The sequence below is a fragment of the Moorena sp. SIO3I8 genome, from assembly GCF_010692325.1.
Classification (GTDB): Bacteria; Cyanobacteriota; Cyanobacteriia; order Cyanobacteriales; family Coleofasciculaceae; genus Moorena.
The window spans coordinates 1-16,705 of sequence record NZ_JAAHHW010000140.1 but is presented as its reverse complement, the minus strand read 5'-3'; the positions used below and the strand labels follow the sequence as shown (position 1 = coordinate 16,705).

The window sequence follows — 16,705 nt, the reverse complement described above, 5'->3', positions numbered from 1 at the left end:
TCAAGATTTTGCAGTCAACTGAGTTAACCGCTCGAACTCTAGAACTAGAACTAACTGAAAGTATACTAGTAAAAAACACTGAAACTGCTATTCGTCAGTTAAATGAATTAAAAAACCTAGGATTAGAAATTGCAATTGATGATTTTGGAACCGGATATTCTTCATTAAGCTATTTACAACAATTTCCCTTTGATGTTATCAAAATTGATCAGTGCTTTGTCCGTAATATTGAGCATAAACCTAACCAGGCTGCTATTACTAAGGCCATTATACAAATGGCAAAAAGTTTAAATCTACAACTGATTGCTGAAGGAGTAGAAACTCAAGAAGAATTGGATTTTATTTATTCTCATAAATGTGATCGAGTTCAGGGTCATTTGATTAGTAGGGCTTTACCAGCGCCAGAATTTAAACGTTTACTCAATAGCGGTATTGGGTTCCCACTACCTCAAGTCAATTAGATTAGTTTCACAAAGCGCAAAAAAATGGTAAGAACAAAAATTATGTTAATTGAAGATGAACCTTCAGTACGAGAAAATATACTGGAGTTACTGGAGGCTGAAGACTTTGAGGCGATTGCTGGTAGTAATGGTCGGATTGGTATCGAGTTAGCCCAGCATGCCTAACATATTTTAGGATTTGCGATGTTATGATGCCAGAATTTGATAGTTATGAGGTATTGCATATCTTGCGCAAACATCCTGATACGGCAACCATTCCTTTTATGTTTCTCACAGCTAGAGATGAAAAAACTGATCAGCGCCAAGGAATGGAATTAGGAGCAGATGATTATCTAACCAAGCCATTTACTAGAGTAGAACTACTAGGAGCAATTACTACTAGATTGGAAAAGCAAGCTGCCCTTGAGTTGCAAAAAGATAAAAAACTGGATTATTTGCGCAGCAATATTACACTGTATTTGCCCTATGAAATGGATAAACCCCTAAATCTGATTCTGGATATTTCCAAACTAATTATGGATAAATGGGATAGTTTGGAACGATATCAAATTAAGACTATGGCAGAAGATATCCATCAGTAGGCTGAACGGTTATTAAGGTTAATTCAGAACTTTTTACTTTATGCAGAACTTGAAATAATCGCTACAGATTCCAATAAACTGGAAAATCTGCGAAAGACTACCAGTAAATTGCCTAATCCGGTTCTGGCTAATTTGATTCAGAATCTTGCTCAAAAGACAGGACGGGTTGAGGATTTGCAATTAGATTGGCAAGAGGCTACTATTCCTATGTACCAAAATCGACTTAATAAACTGTTGGAAGAGTTAATTAATAATGCCTTTAAATTCTCAGAAGAGGGAACACCTGTTTGGGTCAATAGCTATTCATAAAATAATACGTTTATCTTGTCAGTGCAGGACAAGGGACAAGGGATATCTAAAGCTGAAATGGCTGAATTGGAAGCTGACTTACAGTTTAAAGGTAACCTTTACGAACAACAAGGCTCAGAGTTGGGGCTGCTGATTGCTAAACGTCTAGCTGAGTTACACGGTGGTAAATTAACAATAGATAGTATACTAGGAGAACAAACTACAGTTCAAGTAATCCTACCCCTAATCTCCAAAGGGCTACTGCCTTGACCAAGAACCATTTAACATCTACCATTTCCCATGGACTTTCTTTCCTTAAGTTAGTAGCTATCCTAGAATAAATAATATTATATTATATTATGGAATGACTTGGGTAGGTTATATGCTTAAACCAAGAAGTGGAGGTATTTTGTGAGTTGGGTTGTAATCAACTTAACCGTTATGGCAGGACATAGTAAATGGGCAAATATTAAGCGTCAGAAAGCGAGGGTTGACGCAGTTAAAGGTAAGACCTTTGCTAAAATCTCTCGGGAGATTATAGTAGCTGCTCGCAATGGCATCCCGGATCCGGAGGGTAATTTTCAGCTGCGGCAAGCGGTGGAAAAGGCGAAGGCAGCAGGGATTCCCAATGAGAACATTGAAAGAGCGATCGCAAAAGGAGCAGGTACCCTAGGCAATGAGAGTGACAATCTCGAAGAAATTCGCTATGAGGGGTATGGTCCAGGAGGCGTTGCTATCTTGATCGAAGCTTTTACTGATAATCGGAATCGGACAGCAGCTGACCTGCGCTCAGCATTTACTAAGAATGGTGGCAATCTGGGTGAAACAGGCTGCGTTAGCTGGATTTTTGAGCAAAAAGGTATCGTTACGCTTACGGGTGATATCACAGAGGACCATTTGTTTGAAGCATCCCTTGAAGGGGGAGCTCAAACTTATGAGTTGAACGAGGATTCCGAAGGTGTAACGGCTGAGGTATTTACAGAAGTTAGCAACCTGGAAAACCTGAGTCAAATTTTGAAAAATCAGGGCTTTGAGGTCAGTGAGGCGCAGTTGCGCTGGATTCCTAGTAATACGGTGGAAGTGACTGACCCAGATCTGGCGCGGACGCTTTTAAAATTAATGGATGCTCTGGAAGAGTTGGAGGATGTACAAAATGTTACCGCCAATTTCGAGATGTCCGATCAGCTGATGTCCCTGAGCATGATCTAGCAGATAAAATATTATAAACCACTATAGGTAATTTTAAATGTTTCTATCTGCCAAGACAAAGCAAAAGCGAACAGATCACCAAAAGGTCTTAATGGCTAGATGCGCAGGCATCGCTCCCCCCCGATTGCTCAAGAGGAGAGTTTTAGCTAAGTCTGGTGCTTTGTCCCAGCATGGAAACAAGCCAAACCATCTCATCTTCAAGCAGTTCTTAAATAACCAGCCTCTCACACTCACCTTCAAGAATGGGCAAACGGCTTGTGCTATTCAAGTGGATCATTCTGTTGACTTGTCTGCTGCCCTGAACCAAATCGGTCTTCACGGCTCCCGTCCGGTTCTAGTGGTAGTTGGGGGGGCAAGTAAGATGAGTGATCAGAGTATGGCTCGTCTGCGCTTGTTGTTTGTCAATGTACTAGCTCCCATTGCTGAAACCCTCGGAGCATGTGTGGTGGATGGCGGTACCGATACTGGGGTGATGCAGATGATGGGGCAAGCTCGTGCTGAGATTGCTGGCACCTTTCCCTTAGTAGGTATTGCCCCAGTGGGCCAGATTGCGCTTCCTGATGCACCCCCCTCATCTTCTGGTCAAACATCACTGGAGCCAAATCATACTCATTTTGTGCTGATTCCTGGGTCTACCTGGGGTGATGAATCCCCCTGGTTGGCTCGTATAGCTACTACCCTGGCAGACGAAAAGCCATCAGTCACAGTAATGGCTAACGGTGGGGCGATTACCTTGGTAGACTTATTTGAAAACAAGAAAGCTGGACGACCATTGGTAGTTCTTGGGGGCAGTGGTCGGTTGGCAGATGAAATTACGATGGCAGTACGCTATCCAGAACAAGAAGCACGAGAATCTGTTACGGAACTATTACAACCAAATCACTTGCAACAAAATCACTTGACCTGTTACGACCTCTCACAACCATTCAGTGAATTGACTAAAATCCTCATGGAGGGACTGACGAGACAGTCAATGTACACATTAAAAAGTACATAGACTACACATAGACTGTCATGACGTCAGAAGTTGAGGCTACATACTCCCCTGGGCCAAGCCCAACCCTCAAACGTGCTTGGGAACGTCAGCGTACCTATAGCAAAAATGCCACAGCGGCTCAGAAACGTTTCTTCCTGCTGCGGATAGGAATTCTGGTATTGAGTGTGTTGGCTACCTTGCTAGCTGTGGTCCACTCAGAGTTGGTAGACGTCCTTGGTGATTCACATCAGACGGTCAAAGTAATTCACTACATTCTTCTACTAGTGCCCATTGCTCTAAGTGTACTACTAGCAGGTGCAGTGAAGTTCGACAAAGGTGGCAATTGGATTCTGTTACGGGGTAGTGCCGAGGCAATTAAACGGGAAATTTACTGTTACCGTGCCCAAGTTGGGGAATACAGTGATAACACCTCGCGGGATGCTAAGCTCGCACGTAAGGTCAAGGTGATTAGTCAAAGGCTAAAAGGAACCACAGTTCACCACACTAGTTTTAGCCCCTACGAGGGGGAAGTTTCCCGTAGAAAACGCTCATCCTTAAGCAAAGACAAGAAAAGCAAGGACAAGAAACATCAGGAAGCTCAACAGCATCATCAAGACGATAAGTTTTCTGACCTCACCCCCGAACACTACCTAGTCTGGCGAGTGGAAGACCAGTTTAAGTGGTACCGAAAGCGAACTAGGAAACTTGATATACAATTGCATGGCTACCAGTGGGGAGTATATATCTTGGGCGGTGTGGGTTCATTTCTGGTGGCGCTGGGTGAAGACATCTGGGTGGCGGTCAGTACAGCCTTTGCTGCAGCATTTTCGAGTTTCCTGGAATTGAAACGGGTTGAGACAACGCTGATTGCTTACAACCAAGCAGCTGATGATTTGTACGATATAAGCACTTGGTGGCATGGTCTCTCAGACGAGGAAAAATTGGAAAAATTTGAGTTATTGGTGATCAGTACAGAGAAAACCATCCAAAACGAAAATGTAGGCTGGGTGCAAGAGATGAATGATGCACTAGCAGAACTCTATGGTGAAACCCAGGAGTCTGAGGCTCAGGAAAAAAACACCTCTCCGTCTAAGAAAGTCGATACTAAATGAGATCATTTATAATATCATTTACGTGCTTGACAGACTGGCTTTCTTGTGGTGTAAATTCATCCGATGGGCAGAGCACCAGAGGTGACACCTCAATCCTAACTATTCTTCAGCTGCTCCCCATTGGTTATATCCGTTACCTATCCGTTACCCATCTGTTGCCCCTATTTCCTTGTCTTGATGCAAAGCGCGAGTGGGGGAAACCCCCAAGACCGCGCTGCATCGCTCTCACAACTCTTCAAGCTTGCTCGATTTACGAAATCCAGGGTGTTACAAGTGTAGTGTTAAGTAGATCTCCTCACTTAGACCCCTGGACAAATGACTATATTTTTCGATGCCTTTATCTCCTACGGACGTGCTGACAGCAAAGCCTTTGCTACTAAACTTGAAGCTAGACTAACACAATTGGGCTTAACGGTCTGGTTTGACCAGAAGGACATTCCGCCTGCTGTAGATTGGCAGCATCAGATTGATAATGGCATTGAGAGAACTCATAACTTCATTTTTATCATTTCCCCCCATTCCGTTAATTCAAAATACTGCCTCAAAGAAATTGAACTGGCTATTAAATACAATAAACGCATTATTCCTTTAGTGCATGTTAAATACCCTCGTGACAAAATTCCTACGATTATCCGTAAACTGAACTGGATCTATTTCCAAGATAAAATCAACGATTTTGAAGCGTCCTTTAAACAATTAATGAATTCCATCCGTAAGCATGCTGATTATGTAGAACAGCATACTCGGTTTTTAGTTAAAGCTCTGGAGTGGGACAGAAATCAACAAAAAACGAACCACCTGTTAATCCAGTCAGAACGTATTCAAGCTGAATCTTGGTTAAAGGTGCGGTTTAAAAAAGAGCAAGCTCCTTGTGTGCCAACGGATTTACATTGTGAGTTTATTTGTGAAAGCACCAAAAATGCCAATAATTTAATGACCCAAGTGTTTATCTCTTATGCTGATAAAGATCAAGATATCAAGGATAAACTTAGCAAAACCATGATGCGGGAAGGAATCACAATCTGGAAACCTGAAACTGATATTAAAACCGGTATAGACTTCCAAGCGGCAATCAACCAAGGAATTGAGGAAGCTGATAATGTCATTTACTTAATTTCACCCAATTCGAGTCAATCAAAATACTGTCAGCAAGAACTTGAACACGCCTTTGCTCACAATAAACGGATTATATCACTACTGATTGAAGACACGGATATTGACCAAATACCACCAAAAATTAGTTCATTACAATTCCTAGATTTTACTAAGTCTAACCATGAAGGAAACTACCGCTTAATGGCTGCTCAATTATTAAAAGAATTAAATCAAGATGCTCTCTATTACGAAGAGCATAAGCTTTTGTTAGTCAAAGCGATCAAATGGCTGAGCCAAAACCGTAATTCTAGCATTTTATTGCGGGGTCACAATTTAAACTATTACGAAAACTGGCTGAAAGTAAATCGGCAACGCCTGGAACATCCACCCCTAGGATTACATGAAGAATTTCTGGCGGCTAGCAGGAATCAACAGCATGAATCTTATCTAGACGTTTTTATTTCTTATTCCCGTACTGATTCGGATTTGGCTAGGAAGTTAAATGAGGCATTGCAGTTACAGGGTAAAACGACTTGGTTTGACCAAGAAAGTATTCCTCCGGGCAGTGATTTTCAAGAGGAAATCTATCGTGGAATTGAACATTCTGATAATTTCTTATTTATTATTTCCCCTGCTTCGGTAAATTCACGCTACTGTGCTGGGGAGGTAGACTATGCTCAGACATTAAATAAACGGTTTGTGACTGTGCTTTCTTCACAGGTACCAGCAAAAATGCTACATCCTGGATTAGCTAGCATCCAGTGGATTGATTTCAACCGGCATGGAGGAGATTTTTATCCCAATTTCAGTGAATTGGTCAGAACCCTTGATACTGACCGAGAGCATGTGCGCAGTCACACCAAATGGTTGCAGCGAGCTAGGGAATGGCAGCAGTCTAAGCAAGATACAGATTTGCTGTTGCGTGGCAGCGAATTTTCTATTGCCCAACAATGGTTGCTTGATGCCGAGACCAATGATAAACAGCCGACTGCGACACCTTTACACAAGGACTATATTGCTAAAAGTCGGGATGCCATATCGATTTTGAGAAAACGGGAAAAGCGTCGATTAGTTATCTTACGGTTGTCCCTTACTTTGATGAGTGCAGCATTTGCAGCAGCTGTTGGCTTTGGCTTGGTTGCTTTCATGCAATGGAAACGGCCAGAAACGGTTAGGGAAGGTCACATTAATGCTCTGAGTCGATATTCACTGGCTCTGAGAGAATCAAATCAGGAATTTGATGCCCTGATCGAAGCAATCAGGGCTGCACGGCAACTGCAAAAACAGATACGTAGTGTAAAACCTGAAACTGAGGGGCTGGTTAGGACAGCATTGCACGGAGCAATGTCTTGGGTTAGAGAATACAACCGTTTGGTAGGCCATAACAGTTGGGTTACTAGTGTTAGTTTTAGCCCTGACGGTAATCTGATTGCTTCTGCTAGTAAAGACCATACTGTCAAACTGTGGAGCCGCAAGGGTAAGCCACTCCAAACCTTTAAGGGACATGACGGTACCGTTTGGAATGTTAGTTTCAGCCCAGATGGCAAGACTATTGCTACAGCTAGTCAGGATAAGACGGTCAAACTGTGGAGCTTAGACGGGAAAAACCTCCAAACCTTTAAAGGACATCAGCGTGGAGTGCGGAGCGTGAGTTTTAGTCCGGACGGCAGGATGCTGGCTACGGCTAGTAACGATAATACTGTCAAGCTGTGGAGCCTCAATGGCAACCAACTCCAAACCTTTGAGGGGATTGCGGCTGGATATCGCAGCATCAGCTTTAGTCCGGATGGCAAAATTCTGGGTTCTGCTGGAAGTAACAATACTATCAAACTCTGGCACCTGGATGGGACAAGTATTGCAACGTTCAAGGGGCATAAGGCTGAGGTTAATAGCATCAGTTTCTCACCCCAAGGCAAGATGATTGCTTCTGCTAGTAGGGATAAGACTATCAAACTCTGGAGCCTTGATGGTCGGGAACTGAAGACTTTTCCAAAGAAATTCGCTGGAGTCAGAAGCGTCAGGTTCAGCCCGGATGGCAAAACCCTCGCCTCTGCTAGTCGGGATAAAACCGTCAAACTCTGGAGCCTTGATGGCTCGGAACTCCAAACCTTCCGAGGGCATAAGGCTGGGGCTTATGACCTTAGCTTTAGCCCAGATGGCAAGACCCTGGCTAGTGCTAGTGAAGATAAAACCATTAAACTCTGGCGCTTATATGCGAAAACACCTCGCACTTTCAAGGGTCATAGGAGTAATGTCTGGAGTGTGAGTTTTAGCCCAGATGGCAAAACCTTGGCTAGTGCTAGTGAAGATAAAACTGCTAAGCTATGGCATTTAGATTATACCTGTGGCAAGGAAGTATTAGGGGAAATAAGGTCTAGTAAAACTATCAATATGCTGGATTTTTGTTTGACTCCAAAAGTTCTAGAAAACCACAGGGATGCAGTGTTTAGTGTTAGTTTCAGCCCCGATGGCAAAACTATTGCTACAGGTAGCCGGGATAGTAAGGTTAGACTTTGGAGTAAGGATGGTAAAAAAATCCAAACACTCCAGGGGCATCAGGCTGGAGTCTTTAGCGTTAGTTTCAGCCCTGACAGTCAGACGATTGTATCTGGCAGTTGGGATAAAGCTGTCAAGCTTTGGACTTTTAAAGGAAGAGAACGCCAAAGGTTTAAAAAGCTTAGGGCTGCGGTTAGAAGTGTTAATTTTAGTCCCGATGGTATGATGATTGCTGCTGGTAGTGATGATAATACTATCAAGCTTTGGAGTCGGGGAAACTTATGTAATGGTGAATTAAAATCAGCAAACTTAAAATCAGTAAACTTAAAAGCAGCAAACTTAAAACCAGCAGTTGGCTCAGACCATAACACAAATTTTTTGCCTTTTTGCTTAACTCCTACTATCCTCAAAGGTCATGATGATGTAATTTGGAGTGTCAGTTTTAGTCCCGACAGTCAGATGCTTGTCTCTGGTAGTGAGGACGAAACAGTTAAACTTTGGAGTAGAGACGGTAAAGAAATCCGAACTCTCAAAGGGCATAAGGGTAAGGTGTTTAGCGTCAGTTTCAGCCCAGATGGCAAGATGATTGCTTCGGCTAGTGGTGACAAAACGGTTAAACTCTGGAATTTGAAGGGGCAAGAACTTGAAACTCTGATTGGACATAATGATGGCGTTTTTAGCCTCAGTTTCAGTCCCGATGGCAAAATCCTGGCTTCATCTGACTCCAGTGGCAATGTGATTATGTGGGATATGGATCTAAGTTTAGATTTCAATGACCTTCTGGGTCGGGCTTGTGATTGGGTAGGGGATTATCTCAAGCACAATTCTGCAATCGATGAAAGCGATCGCACTCTTTGTGATGGTATTAAACCCAAATCAAAATAGACTGGATTAAGGAAAGGCAAGAGGCAAGAGGCAAGAGGCAAGAGGCAAGAGGCAAGAGGCAAGAGGCAAGAGGCAAGAGGCAAGAGTTAATAAAGTAAGAGATAAATTGGGTATAGAAAGGGAGAGACACTTGTGGAAAAAGCATACACAAAAGATTTTAATTCCTGGACACAACAAACAGCACAGTTGTTGCGAGAAGGTCGTTGGCAAGAGATTGACTTAGAAAATCTGATTGAGGAGGTTGAAGACTTGGGCAAGAGTGAAAGGCGGGGAATTACTAGCCAATTGATTCGCCTGCTGTTGCATTTGCTCAAGTGGCAATACCAGCATCAGCGTCGCTCCGATAGCTGGCTGGATTCGATTACTGACGCTCGTACTCAGATTGAGTTAGCTATTGAAGATAGTCCCAGTCTCAGGAGCTATCCCGCTGAGCAGCTGGAACAAAGCTATCAGCGGGCTCGCCGTAAGGCAGCCCAGCAAACAGGAATGTCTGTTTCGGTTTTCCCAGAGGCTTGCCCCTATTCTCTTGAATTGATTTTAGATCAGGATTGGTTACCAGAATCCTAAAATTAAAGCCTATTTTAGCATAATATAGTGAATATTAAATTAATTGATATTGGTGTGATTAAACCCATAACTTGGACTGAAAAACTCAAGGCACTAGAGGCACGGGTTGATAAATGGGAAACGGATAACCCCTCATACAATTAAGCTGTATTTTTAAAGTTAAGTTATCATGACCCTGATCAAAACTAAACGCTTTAGCCTAGCTGACTATCATCGCTTGATTGATAATGGTTTTCTAACAGAAGATGACCGGGTGGAGTTGATTCGGGGAGAGTTAATACAAATGGTGGCGAAGGGTACGTCCCACTCGGTTTGCAACACTAAGTTATGGCGAGAGTTGGACAGACTAGTAGGCCACCGTGGGGTGGTACGGGGACAGGAACCAATCATCCTATCGAACGACAGTGAACCGGAACCGGATGTTGCGATCGCATGGGGTCAGGCGGATGACTACTTGCCAAATCACCCTTATCCAAAGGATATATTCCTAGTGATTGAGGTGTCAGATTCAACCCTGGAGTATGACCAAACCGTAAAGCTATCCTTATATTCAGAAAACCAAATTCAGGATTACTGGATTGTTAACCTGGTGGCTGGTCAACTAGAGTGCTATACTCAGCCCTATCAAGATACTCAAAGAAATTTCGGCTATCGCTTGACACTCCCCGCCCTATAAGAGCGGGGATTCTTAGTTCTACGACATGCCTTAAAATTAGTTATCCTGAAAGGCAATACTTAAGCCAAATATCCGTCCAGAAGAACCAAATATTGAGCCTAATTTAACTAACCCCAGTGGGCTTGTCTCCCTAAGCGTTGGGATTTCCCGTTCCCGTGTGCCCCACGGTACGTTATATACTTTTAATTTGTACTTTACTGGTTTTCGGTGTCTGTTAAGACCCATGCGTTTTAGAGGTTTTTCGCGCCTCGTGTACTAGCATCGCTTTACGTCGTTGTTGAGTGAGGCAGTACCGACGAATCCTGCCTGTGCTAGGCTACACACTTAGATATATTATACACTATTTTTTTTATAACTTCTGGAAAAGTCGCCCTAGAAGGGCGTTCGCCTAGCGTGGCCATAGGCCAGGCTTGAAACCCAAAATTTTTGGTCAAACGGGTAGTGTTGCCCAATGAAACGGTTACCATTCCTGGTCTTGGAGATCTGTCCCTAGAGTTAAGTCGTGTGTTTCCAGGTTGAGCAAAATTGGATCAGTTGATGGGTTGATCTAAAAGCGTCAAAATGAAAAAGAGTATATATTCCTATTTACCGAGACACTTACTACTATAGTTATGGCGCTGGAACTGCTGATTCAAACTACCTCAGCAACCCATCAAAGTTTTGATTACGACCTAGCCATTGTGGGGGGTGGCATTACTGGTTCTACCCTGGCCTGTGCGTTGAAACATTCTGGGTTGAGCGTATTACTCATAGAAGCCAAACCGAAGTCAGTGGCAGCTGCCAGGGTACAAGCCTATGCTTTGTCTATCCTCTCAGGGCGTATTTTCGCAGGTATTGGGGTTTGGGATAAAATCCTGCCGCAGATTAGCACATTTCGGCAGATCAAGCTTTCTGATGCTAACCATTCCGGTGTGGTGCATTTTTCCCCTTCAGATTTAGGTACCAACGCCCTAGGGTATGTGGGAGAACACCGTCCGGTGCTAACGTCCTTGCAAGAATTTTTGACAGATTGCCCCAATGTTGACTGGCTTTGTCCAGCAGAAGTAGTGGATGTAGACTATCAGGAGTCTGGGGTGGAAATTACTGTCAAGGAGGGTGATACTCAGCATCGAATTAGGACACGGCTAGTGGTGGCGGCGGATGGAGCGCGATCGCAAATTCGGACTAGGGCTAGGATTACGACTCGTGGCTGGAAATACTGGCAATCTTGTGTGACTGCCCGGATTAAAACCGAAAAGCCCCACAATAATACGGCTTTTGAACGCTTCTGGCCTAGTGGTCCGATGGGGGTGCTGCCCTTGTCAGAGAATCGCTGCCAGGTGGTGTGGACAGCACCCCATGCTGAAGCCAAAGCGTTACAAGCACTAGACGAAGATCAGTTTCTCGCTAAGCTGGAATACTACACTGGTGGTCTGTTGGGTCGCTTGGAGTTGGAATGCGATCGCTATTTGTTTCCAGTGCAATTGATGCAGAGCGATCGCTATATTCAGTCACGATTAGCACTGATTGGTGATGCTGCCCATTGTTGCCATCCTGTCGGTGGTCAAGGACTAAACCTTGGGATTCGCGATGCTGCTGCCCTTGCCCAAGTCTTGACTGAGGCACACCAAGCAGGGGAAGATATTGGAGCCATAGAGGTTCTTAAGCGCTATGAAAACTGGCGCAAGCAAGAGAATCTAGTCATCTTAGGGTTTACCGATACCCTGGATCGGATCTTTTCCAACAACTGGTTACCAATAGTCGGGATACGCCGTCTCGGGTTATGGATGCTGCGCCGGATTCGTCCAGTGAAGATTTATGCCTTGAAGTTGATGACTGGTTTAAGGGGAAATATTCCTCAAGTTGCTCAACACTAGAGCAGTGGCTCTCGCACTCAATTGCTGCTAGAGAGCGCTGCGATCAGAATTCTGGTTAAGGGTTCTAAATCGGTTGGTACCCGGTAGAGAGTCAATATTTGGGTGATTAATTTGTGTTGACGGTGCAGAATACCAAACTGCCAGATTGTTCCAGTTGAAACCGCTCCAAATAGCTGTGGCTGTTGCTCAACCGATGGGCATTTCTCCCACTGATCGAGGGCAATCAGTTCCACTGCCATCTGAGTGAAACCATTGGTAAGATCCTCTTGCTTTGCCTCAACTACTAACAGATTAGTCGTTGTCCTGAGCAAATAGTCCAACGCGCCTTGAAGCTGATTGCTGACCTTGATTGAATACTCAATTCGCAATTGCGCCCTTGTGTAGTGAATCAAATCTGCCATCACAGGTGCAATTAACATCTCCCGCCGGGATTGTTCGTTGCTCAGATCCAGGTAAGGTAAAATTTCTTCGAGGCGTGATTGGCGCTCCTGCAATCGATCTAAGTCACCCTGATATTGCCGCAAATCCAATAAGGTACGTTCTAGTGAATAGCCATATTCTGCCAAGAGTTCATCCGTCGGAGCTTTGAGTTTGGCTATTTCACTGAAGGTGTAAGAACGGTTGGGGTCGAGCAGAGGCATAGGATGGAAACCAGAAATCAGCGATTAAGGGGAAATATTCCTCAAGTGGCTCAAGACTAGACCATTGCTTAGGTAAATTTATTGATGATCGGGGGATGGGGTGATTAGGGAATCGAACTATCTAGAGTAAGTGGTTGTTTGATTGACTCACTTGAGCCACTTATTGGTTATTTGATCAACTTCTATTACTTGACGAGCGTTCTAGAAGGAATTAAAATTATTATAATGTACAGCCTATTTCAGAAAATTTATTAATTAATAATAAAACTTACGCATGGGTGCATCTCATATTTTAAAATGTTGCGTAGGGTGCTTCAGGGTGGGATGCTATTGGCGAAATATTTCTTAACACGCTGAAAGCCTTGATATTCCGTGTAATGGTGGCAAAACCTTTTATAGTTTTGTAACCTAATCAACGGCAGAAAAAGTGTTTTGGATATTAACTTATATTTCGCCAGCAGCGTCACCCCGTAACGCACCACTTGGCCAAGCAGCAAAAATGAGATGCACACCTTACCCATTGACAAAGTGAACGAGATGTCTAGATAATTATTCTCTTCTAAAATTTTGTAGCAATGAAGGATTTATTGACAGCTTTATTCAGTGGATTAGTAAAACAACCACCCTTATTTACTCAATTTATTTCTCTTGCTTTAGGGGCAATGTTCCTTGTAATAGGTGCCGGGATAGAATTCAATATCAGAAACGGAGAGATTAAAACTGACAATAGCCAGAAACCAATTCTGATCGTAGTAGGTCTAGTTCTTATAAGTTTTTATATCTTTATGGTTTTGTTCAAGGAAATAAAGAATCAAAAATTAGCTGAAAAAGATAGGAAAATTTATAAAATGCAAAGTGATTTAAATAATAAAGATAAAGAAATATCCAAACTCAATAATCTTAAACAAACTATACAAGCTATATCAGTAATCAAAGACAGCAATGAATTAAGCAGTTATTATGAGCATAATCTTGAGATAATGAAAGGAATTAGCCAAAGTATTGAAGAATATGATTCTCCATATGTATCTCGTAAAACTGCAGCAGAATGGGTCAGTCAAAGGATTAATAAATGGACTAAAGAATTAAACTTTAAAGACTATTCATACGATGGTGTTTCTCGCAAAAATATCAATGATTTTAAAAAAGATGTAGCTCAACTTTTAGAGCTTTTATGCCAAAATATAATTGATGATGTACATGAAGCACCTCTTTTAGTTAACCCTCAATTTTATCAAACATTAGGTGGTAAGGCTATTCCCTATAAAAAGGCGCTTATATTTATTGAAAAGCGAATGTCTGAGGAGCTTGATCAGCAAGTAGACACCCTGGGTGTAGAGACGATTGACTACGTCAAGAACAAAATGGCTAAGCTTGTAAAAGACACAACTTACGAGCCTTAGTGGTCTGTTTACATTCAGGACTTATTGATCCGTTGCCAAGTTCGTGTAATTGGACCAGATTCACCCTCAATCTTTGCTTCTTTCTTTAGTTTTTCATTCAACTTATCAAGAATGTCACACAAATTGTTATATGCATTAACTACAATTTCATCTTTTTTTGGGTGTTGTTCTATCTCTTTTTTTAGTTCAGCCACGTATTTTGCGAGATATAGTGTAAATTTATACCGTCCGGACATAAGTTCACCTCTAGAGCTAATGGGAATGGCTTACCAAAGTGGAAAAACATATTCAGTAAACACACCTTAATTTTTGAGACTCTTACTTTGATGAGCAATTATTGGAGTCAAAGTTAGTTGAGTATTTGTTCATTAAATCTGCCAAAGGGCAATTTTAATTCAGGCTACTCTACTAATAATCAATACCACTATCGGCTGGTGTTATCCGGAATAAATAGCAATCCTAAATAAAAAAAACACTATATGTAGAAACTACATGGTCAACAAGCACAATAAGCCAGGATTGATTGAAAACTATCCCCGGTTACCCAACAAGATGGCTTTGCCCTCACCCCATCACCAGTCGATATCTGTTATGGTATTGGTCTCAAAACCATTGATTGTAATTACCTAGACAGAGAAAAATATGGAAATTCGAGGGATCGATACACCACGGTTAGACTGGACTGGCGATGCCCTAGCCATTGGGTTATTTGAGGATGCTGTAGACCTGACTGGTGATTTAGCCGAGTTGGATCAGAAACTGGCTGGTACGATCACAGAATTGATCGAGGAAACAGAATTTAAAGCTAGCGCTAATAGTTCTGCTGTCACCCGTGTGGGATCCGGTAGCCCAATCCGTAAAATTATATTGTTAGGATTGGGTAAACCAGATGACCTGAGCTTAGATACACTGCGCCGTGGGAGTGCCACAATTGCTCGGACTGCCAAACAGCAAAAGATTACAACTCTTGGAATTAGCCTACCCGTGGTTAATGATGACCCCACAGCAACGGCACAAGTGATCACTGAGGGGATAATCCTGGCACTACACCAAGACAATCGCTTTAAGTCGGAATCCGAGGATAAGGGCGCAAAGCTGGAACAGATTGATTTACTGGGATTGGCTGGGCAAGAAGCAGGGATTGATAAGGCTCAGAAAATCTGTGAAGGTGTAATTTTGGCACGAGAGTTGGTGGCAGCACCAGCTAATGAGGTGACACCAATTAGTTTGGCTAAGACAGCAGAGGAGCTGGCCTCAGAGTATGGTTTTTCCCTGGAAATCTTGGACAGGGAAGCCTGTGAAGAACTGGGAATGGGTGCTTTCCTAGGGGTTGCCAAAGCCTCAGATCTGCCCCCGAAGTTTATTCATATTACCTACAAACCTGATGGCACGCCAAAACGCAAATTAGCGATTGTGGGTAAGGGGTTAACCTTTGACTCCGGTGGCTTGAATCTTAAAGGTGCTGGTAGTGGCATCGAGACTATGAAAATCGATATGGGTGGTGCGGCGGCTACCTTGGGGACTGCTAAGGTAATTGGTCAGTTAAAGCCAGATGTCGAAGTTCACTTTATCAGTGCGGCCACGGAGAATATGATTAGTGGTCATGCCATGCACCCAGGGGATATTCTTACTGCTTCTAATGGTAAGACGATTGAGGTCAATAATACTGATGCGGAAGGAAGACTGACCCTAGCAGATGCTTTAGTGTTTGCGGAAAAATTAGAGGTGGATGCGATCGCAGATTTAGCGACCTTGACTGGTGCCTGTGTTGTAGCATTGGGAAATGATATTGCTGGTTTATGGACCACTAATGAAAACCTATCGCAACAGTTTAAAGAGGCAGCAGAAGCGGCTGGTGAAAAACTCTGGCAGATGCCCATGGAAGAGAAGTACTTTGAGGGATTAAAGTCTCAAATTGCTGATTTCAAAAATACTGGGCCCCGTGCAGCTGGTTCGATTACAGCAGCGTTGTTCTTGAAGCAATTTGTTAAGGAAACGCCTTGGGTACATATCGATATTGCTGGAACAGTTTGGACTGAGAAAGAAAATGGTTGTAATAATTCTGGTGCGACTGGCTTTCCAGTTCGTACTTTGGTGAATTGGGTATTGAGTGAGACTTAGAGTAATCGGTAATCGGTAATGAGTAATCGGTAACTGATCCAACTATACTTAAGATCATTACTTAAGATCATTAAGATCATTCCTTAGTTTAGCAATCCCATAGTAAGGCACGGCGGAAATAAAGATACTTTTCAAAGCGATGCAGCGCGGTCTTGGGGGTTTCCCCCATGAGCGACTGCCATAATTTTGAATTTTAAATTCCGCCCAGCATTACTAGCTATGGGTTTTCAAAAGAAGCAATTGGCTAAAGTACATAATTTATTAGTTTTAGGGAATAGGGAATAGTAAAAAACTTCTTTGTACCTCATAAGTATGGACAACACTATTATAAATCGAAC

16 protein-coding genes are annotated in these 16,705 nt (G+C 42.9%); 14 read left to right on the top strand and 2 right to left on the bottom strand.

Annotated features, from left to right (window positions below):
- The 12 genes from F6K51_RS31280 to F6K51_RS31225 form a co-directional block, all read left to right on the top strand.
- Window positions 1-461, top strand: a 461-nt coding sequence (locus tag F6K51_RS31280; RefSeq protein WP_293027959.1) for an EAL domain-containing protein, incomplete at its 5' end; no start/stop codon positions are given.
- 42 nt (window positions 462-503) lie between these two features.
- Window positions 504-626: a hypothetical protein gene (locus F6K51_RS31275; RefSeq protein ID WP_293027957.1), complete on the top strand. Its 123-nt coding sequence runs from the start codon at window positions 504-506 to the stop codon at window positions 624-626.
- Window positions 627-649: 23 nt separating this feature from the next.
- A complete protein-coding gene (locus tag F6K51_RS31270; RefSeq protein ID WP_293027954.1) occupies window positions 650-1,042 on the top strand; it encodes a response regulator in 393 nt (130 codons plus the stop codon).
- A gap of 108 nt (window positions 1,043-1,150) precedes the next feature.
- A complete protein-coding gene (locus F6K51_RS31265) occupies window positions 1,151-1,351 on the top strand; it encodes an ATP-binding protein (RefSeq protein ID WP_293027952.1) in 201 nt (66 codons plus the stop codon).
- Between the two features lie 21 nt (window positions 1,352-1,372).
- On the top strand, window positions 1,373-1,600 hold the full coding sequence (locus F6K51_RS31260; protein ID WP_293027949.1) for an ATP-binding protein: 228 nt from the start codon (window positions 1,373-1,375) through the stop codon (window positions 1,598-1,600).
- Between the two features lie 171 nt (window positions 1,601-1,771).
- Window positions 1,772-2,539, top strand: coding sequence for a YebC/PmpR family DNA-binding transcriptional regulator (locus tag F6K51_RS31255; RefSeq protein WP_293027962.1), 768 nt, complete (start codon window positions 1,772-1,774; stop codon window positions 2,537-2,539).
- Window positions 2,540-2,630: 91 nt separating this feature from the next.
- Window positions 2,631-3,536, top strand: coding sequence for a hypothetical protein (locus tag F6K51_RS31250; protein WP_293027947.1), 906 nt, complete (start codon window positions 2,631-2,633; stop codon window positions 3,534-3,536).
- Between the two features lie 17 nt (window positions 3,537-3,553).
- Window positions 3,554-4,627: a DUF4231 domain-containing protein gene (locus tag F6K51_RS31245; protein WP_293027944.1), complete on the top strand. Its 1,074-nt coding sequence runs from the start codon at window positions 3,554-3,556 to the stop codon at window positions 4,625-4,627.
- A 315-nt stretch (window positions 4,628-4,942) separates the two neighbouring features.
- Complete coding sequence (locus F6K51_RS31240; protein WP_293027942.1) at window positions 4,943-9,103, top strand: TIR domain-containing protein; 4,161 nt, start codon at window positions 4,943-4,945, stop codon at window positions 9,101-9,103.
- Between the two features lie 132 nt (window positions 9,104-9,235).
- On the top strand, window positions 9,236-9,670 hold the full coding sequence (locus F6K51_RS31235) for a DUF29 domain-containing protein (RefSeq protein ID WP_293027939.1): 435 nt from the start codon (window positions 9,236-9,238) through the stop codon (window positions 9,668-9,670).
- Window positions 9,671-9,839: 169 nt separating this feature from the next.
- Window positions 9,840-10,346: a Uma2 family endonuclease gene (locus F6K51_RS31230; RefSeq protein ID WP_293027936.1), complete on the top strand. Its 507-nt coding sequence runs from the start codon at window positions 9,840-9,842 to the stop codon at window positions 10,344-10,346.
- 611 nt (window positions 10,347-10,957) lie between these two features.
- Entirely contained in the window at window positions 10,958-12,202 is a 1,245-nt protein-coding gene (locus F6K51_RS31225; protein ID WP_293027934.1) for an FAD-dependent hydroxylase, read from the top strand.
- Window positions 12,203-12,219: 17 nt separating this feature from the next.
- Here F6K51_RS31225 and F6K51_RS31220 read toward each other — a convergent pair whose 3' ends face one another.
- The gene (locus F6K51_RS31220; protein ID WP_293027931.1) at window positions 12,220-12,843 is read right to left on the bottom strand and encodes a hypothetical protein; all 624 of its coding nucleotides are present in this window, start codon (window positions 12,841-12,843) and stop codon (window positions 12,220-12,222) included.
- A 575-nt stretch (window positions 12,844-13,418) separates the two neighbouring features.
- Here F6K51_RS31220 and F6K51_RS31215 point away from each other — a divergent pair.
- Window positions 13,419-14,246, top strand: a complete 828-nt coding sequence (locus tag F6K51_RS31215) for a hypothetical protein (RefSeq protein WP_293027928.1) — start codon at window positions 13,419-13,421, stop codon at window positions 14,244-14,246.
- A gap of 14 nt (window positions 14,247-14,260) precedes the next feature.
- On the opposite strand, the gene F6K51_RS31210 is transcribed toward F6K51_RS31215, so the two are convergent.
- On the bottom strand, window positions 14,261-14,440 hold the full coding sequence (locus F6K51_RS31210; protein WP_293027925.1) for a hypothetical protein: 180 nt from the start codon (window positions 14,438-14,440) through the stop codon (window positions 14,261-14,263).
- A gap of 448 nt (window positions 14,441-14,888) precedes the next feature.
- On the opposite strand from F6K51_RS31210, the gene F6K51_RS31205 reads away from it, so the two are divergent.
- The gene (locus F6K51_RS31205) at window positions 14,889-16,367 is read left to right on the top strand and encodes a leucyl aminopeptidase (RefSeq protein ID WP_293027923.1); all 1,479 of its coding nucleotides are present in this window, start codon (window positions 14,889-14,891) and stop codon (window positions 16,365-16,367) included.
- Window positions 16,368-16,705 lie beyond the last annotated feature (338 nt).